The sequence below is a fragment of the Mycetocola spongiae genome (genome assembly GCF_020424085.1).
GTDB lineage: Bacteria > Actinomycetota > Actinomycetes > Actinomycetales > Microbacteriaceae > Mycetocola > Mycetocola spongiae.
Map to the genome: position 1 here is coordinate 137,152 of NZ_CP080203.1, position 14,607 is coordinate 151,758.

Here is a 14,607-nt window from a genome sequence, read left to right on the forward strand (position 1 = left end):
TCCGCAGTGGACACAAAACCCGCCGAGGTGCTTATGGCGGCACTCGGCGGGGCTGATATCTCGACGCGGCGGAAGCTCCACGCTCGGTCTCGCGGCGGCCTCGGCGGCTAGCGTTTCCTGGTGGACGTCGTAGAGACGACGTGCGTCTCCGCAGCCGCGGCATTTTTCGGTTGTCCCCGAAGGGTGTTTTCCACAGGTGGGGGAGGGCGGGACGCCCCCCTTAGAGTCATAGTCTTCTTTATTACTAGTCTTCTTAGTGGTCGGATGAACCGACCGCGGCTGAACCGACCGCGGCTCATCCGACCACTCTGCCCTATCCGTGGTTGGATTATCCGACCACGGGTCCGTTAGAACATAGTCAGTGCCAGAGAACCCGCCAGCACCTGTACGTCGCTGTTCGCGCTCCAAATATCCGTGCTGCTCCAGTTCTGCAAGCGCAGTTCTGATCGCATCCCGTTTCTCCTTCGGGCCCGTTACTAGAGAACGCTCCGATACCCGCCAGCCCGGACGATGAGACAGCAAGAGCCCGAGGAGGCCTCGGGCTCTGTAAGACAATCGCGCGTCACGCAACCATGCATTTGGCAGCTGTGTGTAATGCTCCTCGAACGTCAGTCGAGGGCGCTTGATGGCCACTCTCGATCTCCCTTCCTGCTGTTGCATGAGTTGCACAGCGTCTGCAAATTGTCCAGATCGTCAGATCCGCCCTTTGACCACGGATGGATGTGGTCTACCGTTAGCTCTTCGCCTGCGCCGCATGCCACGCACGCGTAACCGTCACGCTTGAACACGACCATGGACTCGCGCACCCCGAAGACTTTGCGCGTCCGCTTTGACGGGTTGCGAACCTCCGGCGCGTATCCAATTCGTGCGTATATCTGCTCGCGGATCATCTCCAAAACACCGTCGTAAGGGTGGTCGCCTCCCCAATGAGCGATTGCTGATGTTTCTCGGATTATTTCGGCAGCGAAGTGCTCAGTTGCGGCTGCCGCGTCGTGTTCAATTTGAATTTGGGTCATCTGTTCGGTTGAGTAAGTCATTCAGCTATCCTCCTTCAATTCTTCGTTTGGCCTCGGCGGCGGTGATTTCCTCCCACCCTCCGAGGTCGTCATAGAGCACCCAGATGGGGCGCCCGTGGTCGAGCCGCTGCGCAGGCCACTCGGCAGGGTTGGCCCACCGAGGGACCGCGAAGCCCGTATTTGTTGCCGCGGCGGAACTGATGGTTTTCCACCCATGACAGCCGGTAGTGCCGGTGCCGCACAGACCCTGCAGGTTGCTCGGTCGCGTGTTGCCGCGCTGCCGGTTTTGCCGGTGATCGCGCGTGATTCCGCCGGCCCCGCACCGCACACAGGCCGGGTCGCGATCGGTCACGATCCGGTACGCCGCGGCCTCCTGCGCCGCGGTGAGTTTCGGGATGCGCTGGCGGATCATGCGGCCCACCGGGCGCGCTCATCCCTCGGGACCGTGTACTTACAATCTCGGCACAGCTCGGGCCGCGCCTGCGCGGGTGCGCGCCGCGGCTGCGCGCACCGCGGGCACGGTTTCATAGCCACGCCATGAGCCACCGGATAAGCCCGTGGAGCGACCGACGATGCGAAAATGCGCGCGCTCACCGCTGGCTTCCGATCGCGGCGGGGATAGTGCGGATCAGCGTCTGCATGCCCGACAGTCGCGCCCGTAGCGCGCGCTGTAGCTCTTCGGCCGCGTGTAGCACTGCTTTGGCATCATCGTGCTTGCGGCGCAGCTCTAGCGTGGCCAGATCAGCTTCGGCCCGCTTTTCCATGACGGTCGGCCGGGTGGATTTCATGATGGCCGTGCCGCGGGCCTCGATCAGATCGCGCTCCGTCTGATACCGGGTATCCCACATCCTGCCGATCACATCCACCGACGCCTCCACCCGCTGCGAGAGCGTGAGGATCGCGTGCTCAAGCTGGGGGAGAGTGACCGGCTCGTAGTCCAGGAGCTCGCCGGTGTCGAGCGCCGCGACCTCGCTACTCGGCTGCTGGAACATCACCATTAGGGCTCACCTCCGCGGAGATCGCGAACTCGGCGATCCGGCCAGCTACCGCGGTACGTAGGTCGGCCGTGAGCTGCCCGGCACGCATCGCGCCGTTGCCGATGCTGCGCACCGCGGCCTCGGTCTTAGCCTTTTCGAGGAGCTCCGCCCAATTCATCGGGGCCGGCATAGGCCCGGCGGCGGGCTCCGTTCCGGCGTCGTCATCATCGCCGCCCGGCGCGATACCGGTGACCGCACACAGCGCATACCGGCGGGCGTAGGTGATTGCCCCGCCGAGCTGTTGGGCTGGGGTCGAGCCGCCGGGAAGCGGGTAGATGCCTTCAATGGTTTCGCCGCTCTCGTGGCGAAGCGTGTAGATCAGGACGAAAGCGCCCTCAAACATGGTGGGCATTGTGGTCCATGCGAGGCCCTGCTCGGCCAGCAGCGGTAGCGCTACATCGGTGATATCGGTGAGGTCGGCGTAATCGTAGGTGTACGAGCCCTTTTCCTTGGTCACGACCCGCGCGGTGTTGTCCTTCGCCACTCGGGGCAAATGCACCTGAAACGCAGCCAGCGCGGCGGCCAGGGTGGGATGCTTATATTCGGTCATGGTGTGAACTCCTCCATCGCCTGTTGGGCGATTATGAGGCGGGCGTGAACCTGCGCTGCAATGGGCAGGATCAGGTCACGCGCCGCAATGATTTTCGGATGGTCGCGAGGCACAAAAATGTGTTGCGGGCTGCCCTCGCGCAGGCTGTCGCTGATGATTTCAGCCCAGATGAATTCCACGCCCGACGCTTCCGGCACGGCGTGGAGCTGCCACGCCATTTGGCGCCACTCTTTAGGGTCTGGGCCGGTGACCACACGCCCGTGTTTCGCCTTACACTCCGCGAGCCGGATACTGCCGTCGGAGAGCTCCCGGATGCCGTCAGGGGTGGCGGCGGCCCACGATTTCCCCGGGGAGTGAATGAGTGCTTTGTTCTCGGGCGTCATGCTCCAAGCGAGCATGTACGGCTCCCAGAAATGCCCGGACTCGGTGTATCGATTTCCCGTGAAGGTGCTGTGCGCGGCGCGCAGCTTGGCCAGCACATATTTATCCACCGATTCCGGCTTCACATACCCGGCGGCGTCGCTGGCCCCAATAATCGAGGACCGGGACCCCAGCCAGGCGTCCCGGTCCTCACCGGTATCGAGAATGCGCTCCCGCCACGTCATGGGGTGACCCCACGCTCAAAGTCCCCGCCGCCCAAAAGAAGCACCGCGAAAGTCTCCGCGGTCATCGTGACGTACTGCTCGGCAGGATCGGCGGTGCCACGCTTTTTGTGCATGACCACCCCGATAACCGCGTCATCATGCCCGCGCTCCACCTCGGCCTCACGGAGCCACGCGGGCAGGGCCATCGTGGCCACGTCCTTGCACTCGATCACGACGCGGCCACCGCGGATCGCGCGGACCCCGCCGATATCGCCGCGGTCCTTCGCGCCGGACTTCACCCGGCGGTCGATACGGTCATCGCCAAGGCGCTCGGCTAACCAGTCGGCCTGCGCCCGTTCAAAGCGCGCCCCCGCATTCTTCGCGCTGCGCCGGTTCCGAGTCACGAGGCCACCTCCTCGGCGCTCATCGTGATTGTGATGACCTGCCGAGACACGATCACCAAATCCACGATCGCGTCCTCGGGGATTCCGAGGCGCAGAAGATGTGCGCGATACTCCTTGACCAAGGCGGCCCGGTTGTTCGGATGCCGCCCCGGATCGGCCTGATAGTCGGGTGCGAGAAGATAGCGGCACCCGGCAAAAGTGGCGCTGCTTCCGCTGTCGCCCCATGTCTCGGATCCGTCGGGGGCCCGGTAGCCGTATTCCACGCGAGTGATGGTGTCCGCGGCGCTCACGCGAGCACCCCCTCGGTGACCGTAAACTCGGCCGAGTCATCCTCGGTGACCACCTCGATAAGTACCAGGTAGCCGCGAGCGATAGCCACAGCCTCGATCTCCATCAACGACTCAGAATCCAGCAGGCTCCCGTCCTTGATCATCACGATACGAAGATCAGGCTGCGCGAGCGTGACCAGCTCGAAAGCTACCCGCACCTTTTTCGCCGAGTTGATCTGCTTGAAAGGCACCCCGTCCACGGTGATGCCGTCATCGTCTACGCTCAGCCCGGCGGGGAATGCCGCACCGGCCAGCCCGTCGGCCTTCACCTTCGCGATCCGGTCCAGCTCGGCCTGGATCCGGGCCACCTTCTCGCTCGCGGCCGCCGCCTCGGCGAGCGCCGCGGCCTTGGCCTGCGCCTCGCGGATCGAGGTGTTGGTGGCTTCGGCGCCGGCCAGGCGTGCGGAGATCGCGTCGATGTCCGGTGCGGTCCACACGGCTAGTCGGGTTTCGGTGGCCTGGATCGCGGCTTCCAGCTCGGTGTATTCGGAGTTCAGCGCGGCGATCTCCGCGAGGATCGCCTTCTGCCGGGCCTCCTGCGTCACCACCGCGGCCAGGTCGGCGTCATGGGCGTGCTGTGCGGCGCGGGCCGCTTCCAGCTCGGCCAGTAGCTCGACGTGATCGGCCCAGGTCGCGGTCGCGTCGCCGTCGGGCAATGCCGCGGCGTGGGCCTGGGTGCGCTCCGCCTCCCGGTTAGCGTCGGTGCGCTGCTTATAGGCGAGATCATGCTCGGCTTCCAGCGTGGCCAGGTCGAACGGAAGATCGACGCGGGCGAGGAGCGCCTGGCGCTGCTCACTCTCGGGGCGGCGGGTGAATTCCAGCGGGTCGAAAGGCACCGCGCCGACCAACTTTTTTACCGCATCCGAGGGGCTACCGTATTTCGCGCCGTCCAGCGCCGCGACCGCCAGCGTCCCCGCATTATCACCGGTCCACACCCGCTTGATGATTCGGCAATCAGTTGTGAGAGTGACCTCGGCGCGATCCTGCCCGTCGTGAATAGGGCGCCGGGTGAGCTTCGTGCCCTTCGGATCGATGATCTCTGCGAAGGCATCCAGGAAGCTGGATTTACCTGCACCGTTTTTCCCCCCGATGACGATGAGATGTTTTCCGGCCACGTCGATATCGGCGTGACGCAGGCCCTTAAAATTGGTGACCTTAAGATTCGTGATTTCCATGATTTCCTTCTTCGATAAAAATGGCGGCCACGGATGCGGCCATGAGCAGAAGCGCGGCGAGGGTAACCCCGCCCACCGCGCCTTTGAGAGTGATTTCGATGAAGCCCGCGACCAGCGCGAGCGTGCTGGCCGCGACGAACGCCCAGCGGCTCATCGGAGCGCCCAGAAAAACATTCCGAGGATGCCCAGCGCGCTCACGATCACCACGACGAGGCCGCCGATGATCACCGCTGTGTCATCGCGGGGGATCAGTGGGCCCGTCTCGATACGCGGCGGATGCTGGGGCGGGGTGGGCTCGTCCAGGGGGATCATGCCGCGGCCGCCTTACCAAAAAGACGAGCCACCGCGGTCTTACCCTCCGGCGTGACATACAGTGTCTGCCGAACCTGATTGTTGTGATGCCGCGGCGCGTTATGCTGCGGCACCAGCCGGAACTTCGCTTTATGCTCCGCCGCCGGCCAATACTCGGTCACGTCCTCCGTATGGCCCTTTGACACGGAGTATCGGCGGCCGATGTGCTTCCGGTAGATCCACCCCTTACCAATGAGGAGATCGCGGATCACCCCTTCCTTCTCGCCGATCGCGTTGCCCAGCGCCCGAATGGTGTCCATATCGTCGGGAGATACGAAAAGGTCCACATATTCGACCTTCGGGGCGTCATCCAGCGCGCGAGCTTCAAGCTCGGCAACCTTGGCCGCGGTGATCTGCAGCGCCTGGTGCACGATCTGCTCCGGCGTGAGCATCGCCGGCACCCCATATGTGCCGGTCTTGCGAATCTTCGGCAGGATCTCCTCGAAAACCAGCTTTTCGAACTCGGCGGCCGCGGGAAGCTTGCTACCAATGATCAGGCGGAGCACATCAGGCTCAGCGATGACCCGAAGATTCTGGGTTCCGCCGAGGGTCTCAAGGGGGTGGTGTTTTGCCACCCCCTTCGTGTGCTGTTTGATAGCGCTCGCTGTATCGATGTATCCGAGCGCCGCGGCTACATCGCGAGCGACAAACCACGGTTCACCGTCGATCACCACGGTTCGTATTTGGTGCCCTTCGAAGCTGAACGGCAATATTTCGTTCTGCATGATTTCCCCTATCGGATCAAAAGGTTTGGCTGGATAAGCGCCTCGGCGTACACGTCCCCGCCGGTTCCGGCGTAAGTGAAGATCACTGGGCCCGGCTTGCTATCGCTCGTGGGGTTTGAGGTGAGGACCATCTTTGGGGTGTCGTCGCGCTGCGCGAGCTTCCCCAAATCGCCGAAAAACTTTGGCTTCAGCCCCACGGGGCCCGCGAACGGCTCCGACTCGCGAGCGGAGGCAAGCAGGGTGAGCATGGACGGAAAGTTGCCCTTCACCGCTTCGCCACTCATGCGCAACGCCACCCCGGCATTCGGCGTGAGGACCTCAAACGCGATCAGGCCGGTCTCCGGGTCGAACTCGACTTTCACTGGCGCAACGTTTTCGCCCACTTTGGGCCACTCGCGCCAGAACGCCCGCGCATTGCGCTGCACCCACTGCATCAAGCTCAACGGCGCGGTGAACTCCGCCGGGGCGGGCGCGCCCTGGATGGGGAGCGTCGCGGTATGCATCCGATAGCGGTCGGTGGCCACGAGTCGCAGCTCTTTTTCTGTAACCACCCAACGCACTGCACAGATGCTCGGAGCAATATCGTCGCGGCTCGCGGCCACCACCGTTCCATCCACGATCCATTTCAAGTCTGCGGATGGCAGGGTGAAGCTGGTAATATTAGATTTCGTCAAGGTTTCACCTTTCACTGAGCGCCCCGTTACAGCGGGGCGTTTTCTTTTGCGCGGTTAGCGCCGTGCCGCCTCGGGGGTTGATCCCGACAATGCCCCGGCACACAAGGTGCCCTGAGGGACGGCGGTAGTGCCCTAGAATCTGGGCATGCGAATCGATGACCTGGTCCCCTCTGCTGATCCATCGCCGTTGCAGTGGGCGCCAGCGATCGTATCGGCCGTATTCGCCGTGGTAACTGGAACGCTTGCGTGGATCGCTTCGCGACGAAACGGCAGAGCCGCGCGAGCACGAGTGCAAATAGCGTTCATGCACGACTCGCTCGGACAGGTGCATGTCACTGCCGCGAATCGAGGCCCTGCCGATGCCCTGAGTTTTGAGCTCGCGGTTGACCGCTATGACGGGTACTCCCTCGTCTACCCAGACGACCCTTGCACGCTTCCCGCGGGACAACGGCACGTGCGCTCTATCCCAGACGAAGTAAGACTCAGCCGACGAGTCGTGGTTGAGGTCGTATGGGAGGACGGAGCGCTCATGCGACATAGGCGTGTTTATTGGTACCGGGCTAGACCTTCTAGCGGGGGTCGGGGCGCCACCGTGTCGTACCTTAAGCGTCGCCGGCTTACAGGCCAGCCGATTCTTCCCCCCATGCGGGTTGTCCCTGCCTGGCTTGGCGTAGTGTCAACGACGTTCCGCACATGGCGAACCACGCTGAAACAGCGAGCAGGACAACGCAAACAACCGGAACGGCGATAACCGAAATCAAACGATTGAGCCCCACATTCTCCCGCGCAACCTCGTATGAGACAACCACGAGTGGGAAAAGAACCCAGGCGAGGCAGACCGTGGCCGGGACTGCGACTAGCCAGATAAGTAGAACCATGCTTCTCCTTTTGTTGCGAGTGGTCGCGGCCCCGGAGAGATACGGGGCCGCGACCGGCCAGTCCGTGCCTAGATGCCCGCGGCGCCTCTACGCCCGACATGCATCCGTGTAGCACCGCAACCCACCCGCAGGTGATGAGGAAGTCGCGGCCCCGTACTACTGGCCTAAAAATGTGTTTCCCCGCTGGAATGCATCTGGTGCTGTGGCTGGCCGGACAAGTCAACGGCGGCTAGTGACCTCGTGCCCTCGCGGGGTACTTCACGCTGTGGAATTTTGAAAGAACGTTCGGTGCCCCAACCCCACCAATCAAGGCGAGCTGTAAGACCCGGTGTTGGCCTGTTTTTGGGCGCAACAATTACCCCTGTCAAAGGGGTGGTTTTTGAGAGACCCGGTTAGAAGCTGGTCAGGCTAAGCCGCACACAGAGGCGGCAGGAGCCGGCTATTCGGCAGGCTTAGAGCGTTCGTTCACATCGCGGACCGCCTGGACAAAGGCCTGGGCTGCTTCGCGGATGCACTGCTCACGCGAGGGTCGGGCGAGGGGTGCGGCGCTCATGACTAAGCCGCAGCCTTATCGACGAAAAACAGCTCTCCCATGGGGCAAAGCGGGAACGCGACTACCATGCGGGCAATAAACCCGTTGGAGGGGAGAGTTTTGCCAGTCGAGACTCGCCATAGAGTCGTCGGGTTAATGTTGGCGAGACGGGCGAGGTCGGCTTCGCTCTCGATGCCGTTCGCTCGGCGCAGCTCGTCGAGCTTCGCGCGGTTGAGCCGGAGTCCGGGCTGAGCCGCAGACGTTACTTCGGTGTATGTATCTTGCATGGCTGTAACGCTACCAAATAATTCCGCGGGTGCAACCTAAAAAAATCCATCGCCGCGAAAAATCCCCGTGTTTCCGCGGTTCCCGTATGTAAAGTTATTGCACCGATGCAATAGGTGTGTTAAGGTTTCTTTCATGCAAGCACCAACATCTAGCTGGGCCGTATATCTCCGCACCGTGACGGATGGGGAGAGTAACGCGGCAATCGCGCAACGCGCAGGAGTGTCCACCGCAGCAGTAAGCCGATGGCTATCGGGTGTTACTGCAGCCCCCGACCCTCGCACTGTGATTTCATTCGCCCGCGGCTACGGGCAAGACCCGATTTATGCGCTGTTCGCCGCGGGTTACCTCACACACGGGGAAATCAACCGCGCGGCCCCGCGCGAATTCACTCTGAGTGACTTCAATGACCTGCAGCTCGCTCAAGAAATCGTGCGCCGGCTAGACAGCGGGGAGGCCTCGCCGCAGCTGACCGAGCCGGTTGAGCTCGACGCAAGTTCTAATGTCGTACCAATGCGAGATGATTTCAACCCCGACGCGCTTCCCCACGCGGCGTACCCCGACACCGAAGAACCTGGATACCCGGATGAGGACTGATAAATGCAACAATACGACCCGTGGAATCACGCCGAAAAACTCGGCGTTTCCATAATCGAGTGGCCCCTGCGCACGGCCAAAGGGATGTGGGTCCCCGAGCAGCGCGCAATATTCATCCGCCCCAAGATGCGTTCCTTTGTAGAGCTCTCGGTACTTGCCCATGAGCTAGTCCACGCCGAATACTGCGACCCCGCAGGGCATCACCCCAAAAATGAGGCGCGCGCCAATCGCATCGCAGCGCAACGCCTCATCAACCCCCGAGAGATCGCCGAGCTGCTCAGGCTGTACCCCGACGGAGACCGGATCTGCCGAGAGCTCGGCGTCACCCGCGAAATATTTCAGGCATACCTAGACACCGGAGAGGTGGCATGACCGCTCAACCGATCGCGCACCTGCGCCCCGCCCGCAAGGCCGTCCTATACCTGCGGCAGTCCACCGCACGCGAAGAGTCAATTAGCCTCGAGCTACAGGAATCTGCAGGCCGCGAATATTGCGCCCGCCACGGCTTCGAGATCGTCGCGGTCGAAGCCGACCCAGGGATCTCGGGGCGCACCTGGAATAGGCCCGCCGTGCACCGCGTCATGGAAATGATCGAGGCTAAGACCGCCGACGTTATCGTGCTTTGGAAATGGTCTCGGCTCTCGCGCTCCCGCCTAGATTGGGCTGTCGCCGTAGACAAGGTCGAATCCGCCGGCGGGCTTATCGTCTCCGCGACCGAGGACGTGGACGTATCCACCTCCACGGGGAGGCTCGCGCGCGGGATGCTGGCCGAATTCGCCGCGTTCGAGTCTGAACGCATCGGGGACTCCTGGAAAGAGGCCCTCCATCGTCGAAAGATGCAAGGGCTCCCGCATTTACCATATGCGGTCCGGTTCGGCTACATGCGAGGCGATGGGCCTGTGCAGACGCCGAATCCTGACACCGCCCCATGGATGGTCGCCTGCTATGAAAAGTACTTGTCCGGTTGGGGACTTTCGCGCATCGCACGCTGGCTCAACGAAAACTCGGTACCCACGGCAAAGGGCGCGGAGTGGAGCTTCGTCACGGTCAAGCAGGTGATGCGAAACGGCTTCGCCGCAGGCCTGCTATATACCGCCGCGACCGACACCTACACCAAAGGCGCACACGAGGCCCTCATCGATACCGACACTTGGGAAGCCTTCCTTACAAAACTCCGCCATACGGCGACCACGCACCCGCGACACCGAAACCCTGTTTACTCGCTATCGGGGCTCGTCATTTGCGCCGACTGCGGCTCGCCCATGAGCGTCACTGCTTACAACGGGCCTTCGCGAAGCTTCCGCTGCCCGATGAGACAAAGAAATCCCGCGAAATATCGCCACACTGTGATACTGCGTGAGCCGCTCGAAGCCGCCGTGAAGGAGTGGGTTGGCGAGCTGGCCGCCGAGGTAGACCGAGCCGCGATGCAAGAGGCCGAGCGTGCGCGTACCAAAGTCTCTCAGATTGGCCACGCTACGGCGCTATCGAAGCAGCTCGACACGACCAGCGCGCGGATCGTGAAACTCACGATGGGCTGGACCAAGGGCATTGTGCCGGACGACGCATACGCGGAAAGCATGGCCCAGCTCGAAGCTCGAAGGACGGACCTAGCGACGAGGCTTAGCGCGGCGTCGCGAGACGCCAAAGATGCCAGGACCACCGCGGAGGTAGCCAAGGGCCTTCTGGCCGAGTGGGACAAGCTCGACCTCGCTGGGCTAAACGCGGTGCTGAAGAAGCTCATAGCGGGCATCGTGGTAACACCGGGGGAGCGCGCCGCAAGCACGGAATTCCGCATCATTCCAAGGTGGGTCGATTAAGTCCTAAGCAAATAGCAACCGTTGTGTCCATCGGTATCTCGGGCTATCTGGAGGCCTTTCTCTCCGGGGTGGGCATCAACCTGCCCGCGTGGATGACCTCCACCGCGAGCGAGGGACACGGTGGAATCATCAACCTCCCGGCCATCCTCACCTGTCTCCTGGTCACCTGGGTGCTCAGCCGCGGGGTGCGTGCCTTTGGCCGTTTTGAGCTGATCGCGGTGGGTATTAAGGTGCTCCTGGTGCTTTTTATCGTGGGGCTGGGCGCGTTTTATATCCGCACGGAAAACTACGATCCCTTTATGCCCAATGGTTTTGGTGCCGTGATGGGCGGCGCGGCCACGGTGTTTTTTGCGGTATTTGGTTATGACGCCATGAGCACCGCGGCCGAGGAATCCCGGGACGGCAAAAAGCATATGCCGCGCGCGATCCTCTGGTCCCTGGCCATCGCCCTTACTCTCTATGTCGCGGCCACGCTGGTGCTCACGGGAATGCAAAACTATACCGAGATCGACGAAAAGGCCGGCTATGCCTCGGCCTTTGGCGCGGTGGGCTTGCCCGTGGTGGCCACGATCATCTCGGTGGTGGCCGTGGTCTCGATCGTGACCGTGGTGCTCACGTTCCTCCTCGGCTGCTCCCGCGTCTGGTTTTCGCTCAGCCGCGATGGGCTGCTGCCGCGTCTGGTTTTCGCTCAGCCGCGATGGGCTGCTGCCGCGCTGGTTCTCCAAGACCGACCGCGCGGGAGTTCCCCAGCGCGTGACCTGGCTCGCCGGTCTCTGCGCCGCGCTGCTGGCCGGTGTCTTCCCCATTCGCGAGGTTGCCGACCTCACCAATATCGGAATCCTCGCGGCCTTCCTGGTGGTGTGTATCGCCGTGATCGTATTCCGCTATCGCCGCCCCGATACCCCGCGCACCTTCCGGCTGCCGCTGATGCCGATAGTCCCCGCGATTGGCATCATCGCCTCGGCCTTCCTCATCTCGCAGCTGGACCACTTCACGTTTATCCGGTTTGGCGTATGGCTTGTGCTTGGCCTGGCCATCTATTTTGGCTATTCCCGCCGGCACTCCCTGCTGAACCCGGAAAGCCCGCGGCATAACGATCCTCCCGGCACGCGCTAGCCCGGGGCGGCTCACCGCCCCGGCGGGTCGCGCGGCGCGCGGGCGGCGCTGTCGGTGGTGGGTGCGAGGATGGAGGGGTGAGTAAACAGGATGGCCGTTCCCGTGTGGTATCCGCGGCGGATGCCGATGATTCCGGCACGCCCATTCTGCATATCGACATGGACGCCTTCTTCGCCTCCGTCTCGCTGCTGGACCGCCCGGAAGACGCCCACCGCCCCGTGGCCATCGGGCATCGCACCGGCCGCAGCGTGGTCTCCACGGCCAATTACGCCGCGCGCCGCTACGGCGTGGGGGCCGCCATGCCCATGGCCCGCGCCCTCCAGCTCTGCCCCTCGCTGCTGGTGATCGAGCCCGATTTTGCGGCCTATCAACACTATTCGAGCATCGTCATGAATATCTTCCGCGATACCACCCCGCTGGTGGAGGTCCTGGGCATCGACGAGGCCTTCCTCGACGTCTCGGGTGCGCGCCGCCTGCTCGGCTCGCCCGCGCAGATCGGCCAGCAGATCCGCCGCCGCGTGCGCGATCAAACCGGCCTCGCCTGCACCGTGGGAATCGCGGCCACCAAATTTGTGGCCAAGATCGCCTCGGGCAAGGGCAAGCCCGATGGCCTCCTTGTGATCCCCCGCGACGAGACCGTGCAGTTCCTGCGCCCGCTGCCCATCCGCGCACTCTGGGGCGTGGGCGCAAAAACCGCCGAGTCGCTTGAACGCATCGCCCTGCACACCATTGGCGATGTCGCGGATGCCCCCGAGCGTCAGCTCGTGCGCGCCGTGGGCCCCGCCGCCGCGCTGAAACTCTCGCAGCTATCCCGCGGTTATGACCCGCGCCGCGTGGAGGCCTCCTCCGCCGCCGAGAAGAGCATCGGCCACGAGGTCACGTTTGAATACGATGTCACCGATGAACACGCCCTGCGCCGGGAACTCCTGGGGCTGAGCGATCGCGTGGCATCGCGCCTGCGGGCCGCCGATCTCTCCGCCCGCACCGTGGCCCTGAAGGTGCGCTATAGCGATTTCAGCACCCTGTCGCGCTCGCGCACCCTCGCCGAACCCACCCGGGTTGCCCGGCGCATCTACGAGGAATCCGTGGAGCTGCTGGCCTCCCTGGAGTCCCGCGGTCGGCCCGTACGCCTGATCGGTGTGCGCGCCGAGGGGCTCCAGGCCGGGGTGGTCCCCGAGGCCGCGCTCTGGGATCCCGATGAGGAGTGGCGCGAGGCCGAAAATACCATCGATACCCTGCGCGGCAAATTTGGCACGGCGGCCATCGGCCCCGCCTCCCTCCTCCGAAAAAATCCGCGGGTTCCGCCCACCCCACCCGACGGCGGTCTATCCGAACGGGGCCCGGCGCGGTAGCGTGGAGCCATGAGTAAAATCGCGTTGGACCTTGCAGATAAGTTCAAAAACACCGGTGTGGGCACCTCCTATGGCGCCCCAGTGGAGGTGGACGGCGCCACCATGGTCCCCGTGGCCGTGGGCTGGTTCGGCTTTGGTGCGGGCGATTCCGGCTCGGCCGGCGAGGGCAACGGCGGCGGCGGTGGCAGCCTGTCCCTGCCCATCGGTGCCTATGAGAAGACCCGCGAGGGTTGGAAGTTCTCGCCCAATATCATCGCCCTCCTGACCGTCTCGGTGCCCGTGATCTGTGTACTCGGTCGCGCACTGTCCCGCATCATCCGCGCCGCCAAAAAATAGCCGCGTCCGCCCCGGCCCGGCCCGTCACCGGTGGTGACGGGCCGGGCCGTTGCGCTATGCTGAGGTCAACACGGGAGTCCGGAGTACCGGGCTGAGAGGAAGGTAATCCCTTCGACCGTCAAACCTGATCTGGATCATGCCAGCGCAGGGAGGATAATCATCTCAAACCCGTGCCCTTCTATTGTCTATTGATGAAAGGGGCACGATTTAGTGTCTATGCAGCGCGAAAAAAATCTCGCACCCACCCCCACCCGCGGCCGTCCCAACCTGCGCTGGAGGGTCGTTGATATCGTCGTGGCCAGCGTGCTTGGTGTGGCCGTGGCCCTCATCTTCGCGGTTTATAACATCGGCTGGAGCGGCATTAAAGTGCCGTTTGAGGCGCTCCTGCCCGGGGTCCAGGGCTTCGCCGAACCCGTATGGTATATCGGTGGTGTTCTCGGTGCCCTCGTGATTCGTAAGCCCGGTGCGGCGCTCTATGTGGAAACCCTCGCCGCGGTGGTCTCCGCGCTGGTGGGTAACCAGTGGGGTGGATTCCCCACGATTGAGGCCGGCCTGGTGCAGGGCCTCGGCGCGGAGATCGTCTTCCTGATCTTCGCCTACCGGGTCTGGAATCTGCCGGTAGCGATGCTCGCGGGAGCCGTATCCGCGCTCTTTGCCTCGATTAATAACCTGTTCCTCTGGAACCCCGGGGCCAAGCTCGACTATCAGATCATCTATGTGGTGTCCCAGGTCGCGGGAGGCGCGCTGATCGCCGGGCTGCTGATGTGGTTTGCCGTGCGCGGCCTGGCGGCCACCGGGGCGCTGAATAGGTTCGCCTCCGGCCGCACGGCCACCGCGCGGGTATAGCCG

20 protein-coding genes, 2 pseudogenes and 1 riboswitch are annotated in these 14,607 nt (G+C 63.4%); of the genes and pseudogenes, 9 read left to right on the plus strand and 13 right to left on the minus strand.

The genetic code is table 11. From position 1 onward, the window contains the following. Positions 1-608 precede the first annotated feature (608 nt). The 13 genes from KXZ72_RS00730 to KXZ72_RS00790 form a co-directional block, all read right to left on the minus strand. Positions 609-1,037 carry an HNH endonuclease gene (locus KXZ72_RS00730; RefSeq protein ID WP_226081802.1) on the minus strand — a complete coding sequence of 143 codons (429 nt, stop codon included), beginning with the start codon at positions 1,035-1,037 and terminating at the stop codon, positions 609-611. A 4-nt stretch (positions 1,038-1,041) separates the two neighbouring features. Beyond that, the gene (locus KXZ72_RS00735) at positions 1,042-1,428 is read right to left on the minus strand and encodes an HNH endonuclease signature motif containing protein (protein ID WP_226081803.1); all 387 of its coding nucleotides are present in this window, start codon (positions 1,426-1,428) and stop codon (positions 1,042-1,044) included. 178 nt (positions 1,429-1,606) lie between these two features. After that, positions 1,607-2,014, minus strand: coding sequence for a hypothetical protein (locus KXZ72_RS00740; RefSeq protein WP_226081804.1), 408 nt, complete (start codon positions 2,012-2,014; stop codon positions 1,607-1,609). Then, positions 1,989-2,603: an ERF family protein gene (locus tag KXZ72_RS00745; protein WP_226081805.1), complete on the minus strand. Its 615-nt coding sequence runs from the start codon at positions 2,601-2,603 to the stop codon at positions 1,989-1,991. Before KXZ72_RS00745 ends, KXZ72_RS00740 begins: the two co-directional genes overlap by 26 nt. After that, the gene (locus tag KXZ72_RS00750; RefSeq protein ID WP_226081806.1) at positions 2,600-3,208 is read right to left on the minus strand and encodes a YqaJ viral recombinase family protein; all 609 of its coding nucleotides are present in this window, start codon (positions 3,206-3,208) and stop codon (positions 2,600-2,602) included. The genes KXZ72_RS00745 and KXZ72_RS00750 overlap by 4 nt, the downstream gene beginning before the upstream one ends. Then, positions 3,205-3,591, minus strand: coding sequence for a hypothetical protein (locus KXZ72_RS00755; protein WP_226081807.1), 387 nt, complete (start codon positions 3,589-3,591; stop codon positions 3,205-3,207). Before KXZ72_RS00755 ends, KXZ72_RS00750 begins: the two co-directional genes overlap by 4 nt. Further along, entirely contained in the window at positions 3,588-3,881 is a 294-nt protein-coding gene (locus KXZ72_RS00760) for a DUF7316 family protein (RefSeq protein ID WP_226081808.1), read from the minus strand. The genes KXZ72_RS00755 and KXZ72_RS00760 overlap by 4 nt, the downstream gene beginning before the upstream one ends. Further along, complete coding sequence (locus tag KXZ72_RS00765; RefSeq protein ID WP_226081809.1) at positions 3,878-5,095, minus strand: AAA family ATPase; 1,218 nt, start codon at positions 5,093-5,095, stop codon at positions 3,878-3,880. Before KXZ72_RS00765 ends, KXZ72_RS00760 begins: the two co-directional genes overlap by 4 nt. After that, positions 5,076-5,249: a hypothetical protein gene (locus tag KXZ72_RS00770; protein ID WP_226081810.1), complete on the minus strand. Its 174-nt coding sequence runs from the start codon at positions 5,247-5,249 to the stop codon at positions 5,076-5,078. The genes KXZ72_RS00765 and KXZ72_RS00770 overlap by 20 nt, the downstream gene beginning before the upstream one ends. Then, positions 5,246-5,407 carry a hypothetical protein gene (locus tag KXZ72_RS00775; protein ID WP_226081811.1) on the minus strand — a complete coding sequence of 54 codons (162 nt, stop codon included), beginning with the start codon at positions 5,405-5,407 and terminating at the stop codon, positions 5,246-5,248. Before KXZ72_RS00775 ends, KXZ72_RS00770 begins: the two co-directional genes overlap by 4 nt. Further along, positions 5,404-6,171 (minus strand): BRO family protein, encoded by a 768-nt coding sequence (locus KXZ72_RS00780; RefSeq protein ID WP_226081812.1) that lies wholly within the window; start codon positions 6,169-6,171, stop codon positions 5,404-5,406. The genes KXZ72_RS00775 and KXZ72_RS00780 overlap by 4 nt, the downstream gene beginning before the upstream one ends. Before the next feature lie 8 nt (positions 6,172-6,179). Continuing rightward, positions 6,180-6,845 (minus strand): DNA polymerase III subunit beta family protein, encoded by a 666-nt coding sequence (locus tag KXZ72_RS00785; protein ID WP_226081813.1) that lies wholly within the window; start codon positions 6,843-6,845, stop codon positions 6,180-6,182. Between the two features lie 1,433 nt (positions 6,846-8,278). Then, complete coding sequence (locus KXZ72_RS00790) at positions 8,279-8,542, minus strand: helix-turn-helix domain-containing protein (protein WP_226081814.1); 264 nt, start codon at positions 8,540-8,542, stop codon at positions 8,279-8,281. A gap of 133 nt (positions 8,543-8,675) precedes the next feature. Between KXZ72_RS00790 and KXZ72_RS14775 the strand changes: the two are divergent. The 9 genes and pseudogenes from KXZ72_RS14775 to KXZ72_RS00825 form a co-directional block, all read left to right on the plus strand. After that, a pseudogene (locus KXZ72_RS14775) lies at positions 8,676-8,801 on the plus strand (hypothetical protein); the annotation flags it as partial. A gap of 24 nt (positions 8,802-8,825) precedes the next feature. Next, positions 8,826-9,137 carry a hypothetical protein gene (locus KXZ72_RS00795; protein ID WP_264159419.1) on the plus strand — a complete coding sequence of 104 codons (312 nt, stop codon included), beginning with the start codon at positions 8,826-8,828 and terminating at the stop codon, positions 9,135-9,137. Between the two features lie 3 nt (positions 9,138-9,140). After that, a complete protein-coding gene (locus KXZ72_RS00800; protein ID WP_226081816.1) occupies positions 9,141-9,509 on the plus strand; it encodes an ImmA/IrrE family metallo-endopeptidase in 369 nt (122 codons plus the stop codon). Next, positions 9,506-10,954: a recombinase family protein gene (locus KXZ72_RS00805; RefSeq protein ID WP_226081817.1), complete on the plus strand. Its 1,449-nt coding sequence runs from the start codon at positions 9,506-9,508 to the stop codon at positions 10,952-10,954. The genes KXZ72_RS00800 and KXZ72_RS00805 overlap by 4 nt, the downstream gene beginning before the upstream one ends. A gap of 68 nt (positions 10,955-11,022) precedes the next feature. Beyond that, positions 11,023-11,505, plus strand: a pseudogene (locus KXZ72_RS14780) (APC family permease); the annotation flags it as partial. Positions 11,506-11,614: 109 nt separating this feature from the next. Beyond that, a complete protein-coding gene (locus KXZ72_RS14785; protein WP_404823656.1) occupies positions 11,615-12,070 on the plus strand; it encodes an APC family permease in 456 nt (151 codons plus the stop codon). Between the two features lie 77 nt (positions 12,071-12,147). Further along, positions 12,148-13,422, plus strand: a complete 1,275-nt coding sequence (dinB, locus tag KXZ72_RS00815) for a DNA polymerase IV (protein WP_226081818.1) — start codon at positions 12,148-12,150, stop codon at positions 13,420-13,422. Positions 13,423-13,431: 9 nt separating this feature from the next. Further along, positions 13,432-13,758 carry a hypothetical protein gene (locus KXZ72_RS00820; RefSeq protein ID WP_226081819.1) on the plus strand — a complete coding sequence of 109 codons (327 nt, stop codon included), beginning with the start codon at positions 13,432-13,434 and terminating at the stop codon, positions 13,756-13,758. A 60-nt stretch (positions 13,759-13,818) separates the two neighbouring features. Next, positions 13,819-13,927, plus strand: a riboswitch (TPP riboswitch). Between the two features lie 47 nt (positions 13,928-13,974). Next, entirely contained in the window at positions 13,975-14,604 is a 630-nt protein-coding gene (locus KXZ72_RS00825; protein ID WP_226083379.1) for an ECF transporter S component, read from the plus strand. The last annotated feature ends 3 nt before the right edge of the window (positions 14,605-14,607 follow it).

Excerpts from the sequence above, each read along its gene's own strand:
- KXZ72_RS00730 (WP_226081802.1), bottom strand. The coding sequence starts at position 1,037 with ATGACTTACTCAACCGAACAGATGACCCAAATTCAAATTGAACACGAC.
- KXZ72_RS00735 (WP_226081803.1), bottom strand. The coding sequence starts at position 1,428 with ATGATCCGCCAGCGCATCCCGAAACTCACCGCGGCGCAGGAGGCCGCG.
- KXZ72_RS00740 (WP_226081804.1), bottom strand. The coding sequence starts at position 2,014 with ATGGTGATGTTCCAGCAGCCGAGTAGCGAGGTCGCGGCGCTCGACACC.
- KXZ72_RS00745 (WP_226081805.1), bottom strand. The coding sequence starts at position 2,603 with ATGACCGAATATAAGCATCCCACCCTGGCCGCCGCGCTGGCTGCGTTT.
- KXZ72_RS00750 (WP_226081806.1), bottom strand. The coding sequence starts at position 3,208 with ATGACGTGGCGGGAGCGCATTCTCGATACCGGTGAGGACCGGGACGCC.
- KXZ72_RS00765 (WP_226081809.1), bottom strand. The coding sequence starts at position 5,095 with ATGGAAATCACGAATCTTAAGGTCACCAATTTTAAGGGCCTGCGTCAC.
- KXZ72_RS00770 (WP_226081810.1), bottom strand. The coding sequence starts at position 5,249 with ATGAGCCGCTGGGCGTTCGTCGCGGCCAGCACGCTCGCGCTGGTCGCG.
- KXZ72_RS00775 (WP_226081811.1), bottom strand. The coding sequence starts at position 5,407 with ATGATCCCCCTGGACGAGCCCACCCCGCCCCAGCATCCGCCGCGTATC.
- KXZ72_RS00780 (WP_226081812.1), bottom strand. The coding sequence starts at position 6,171 with ATGCAGAACGAAATATTGCCGTTCAGCTTCGAAGGGCACCAAATACGA.
- KXZ72_RS00790 (WP_226081814.1), bottom strand. The coding sequence starts at position 8,542 with ATGCAAGATACATACACCGAAGTAACGTCTGCGGCTCAGCCCGGACTC.
- KXZ72_RS00800 (WP_226081816.1), top strand. The coding sequence starts at position 9,141 with ATGCAACAATACGACCCGTGGAATCACGCCGAAAAACTCGGCGTTTCC.
- KXZ72_RS00805 (WP_226081817.1), top strand. The coding sequence starts at position 9,506 with ATGACCGCTCAACCGATCGCGCACCTGCGCCCCGCCCGCAAGGCCGTC.
- KXZ72_RS14785 (WP_404823656.1), top strand. The coding sequence starts at position 11,615 with ATGGGCTGCTGCCGCGTCTGGTTTTCGCTCAGCCGCGATGGGCTGCTG.
- KXZ72_RS00820 (WP_226081819.1), top strand. The coding sequence starts at position 13,432 with ATGAGTAAAATCGCGTTGGACCTTGCAGATAAGTTCAAAAACACCGGT.
- KXZ72_RS00825 (WP_226083379.1), top strand. The coding sequence starts at position 13,975 with ATGCAGCGCGAAAAAAATCTCGCACCCACCCCCACCCGCGGCCGTCCC.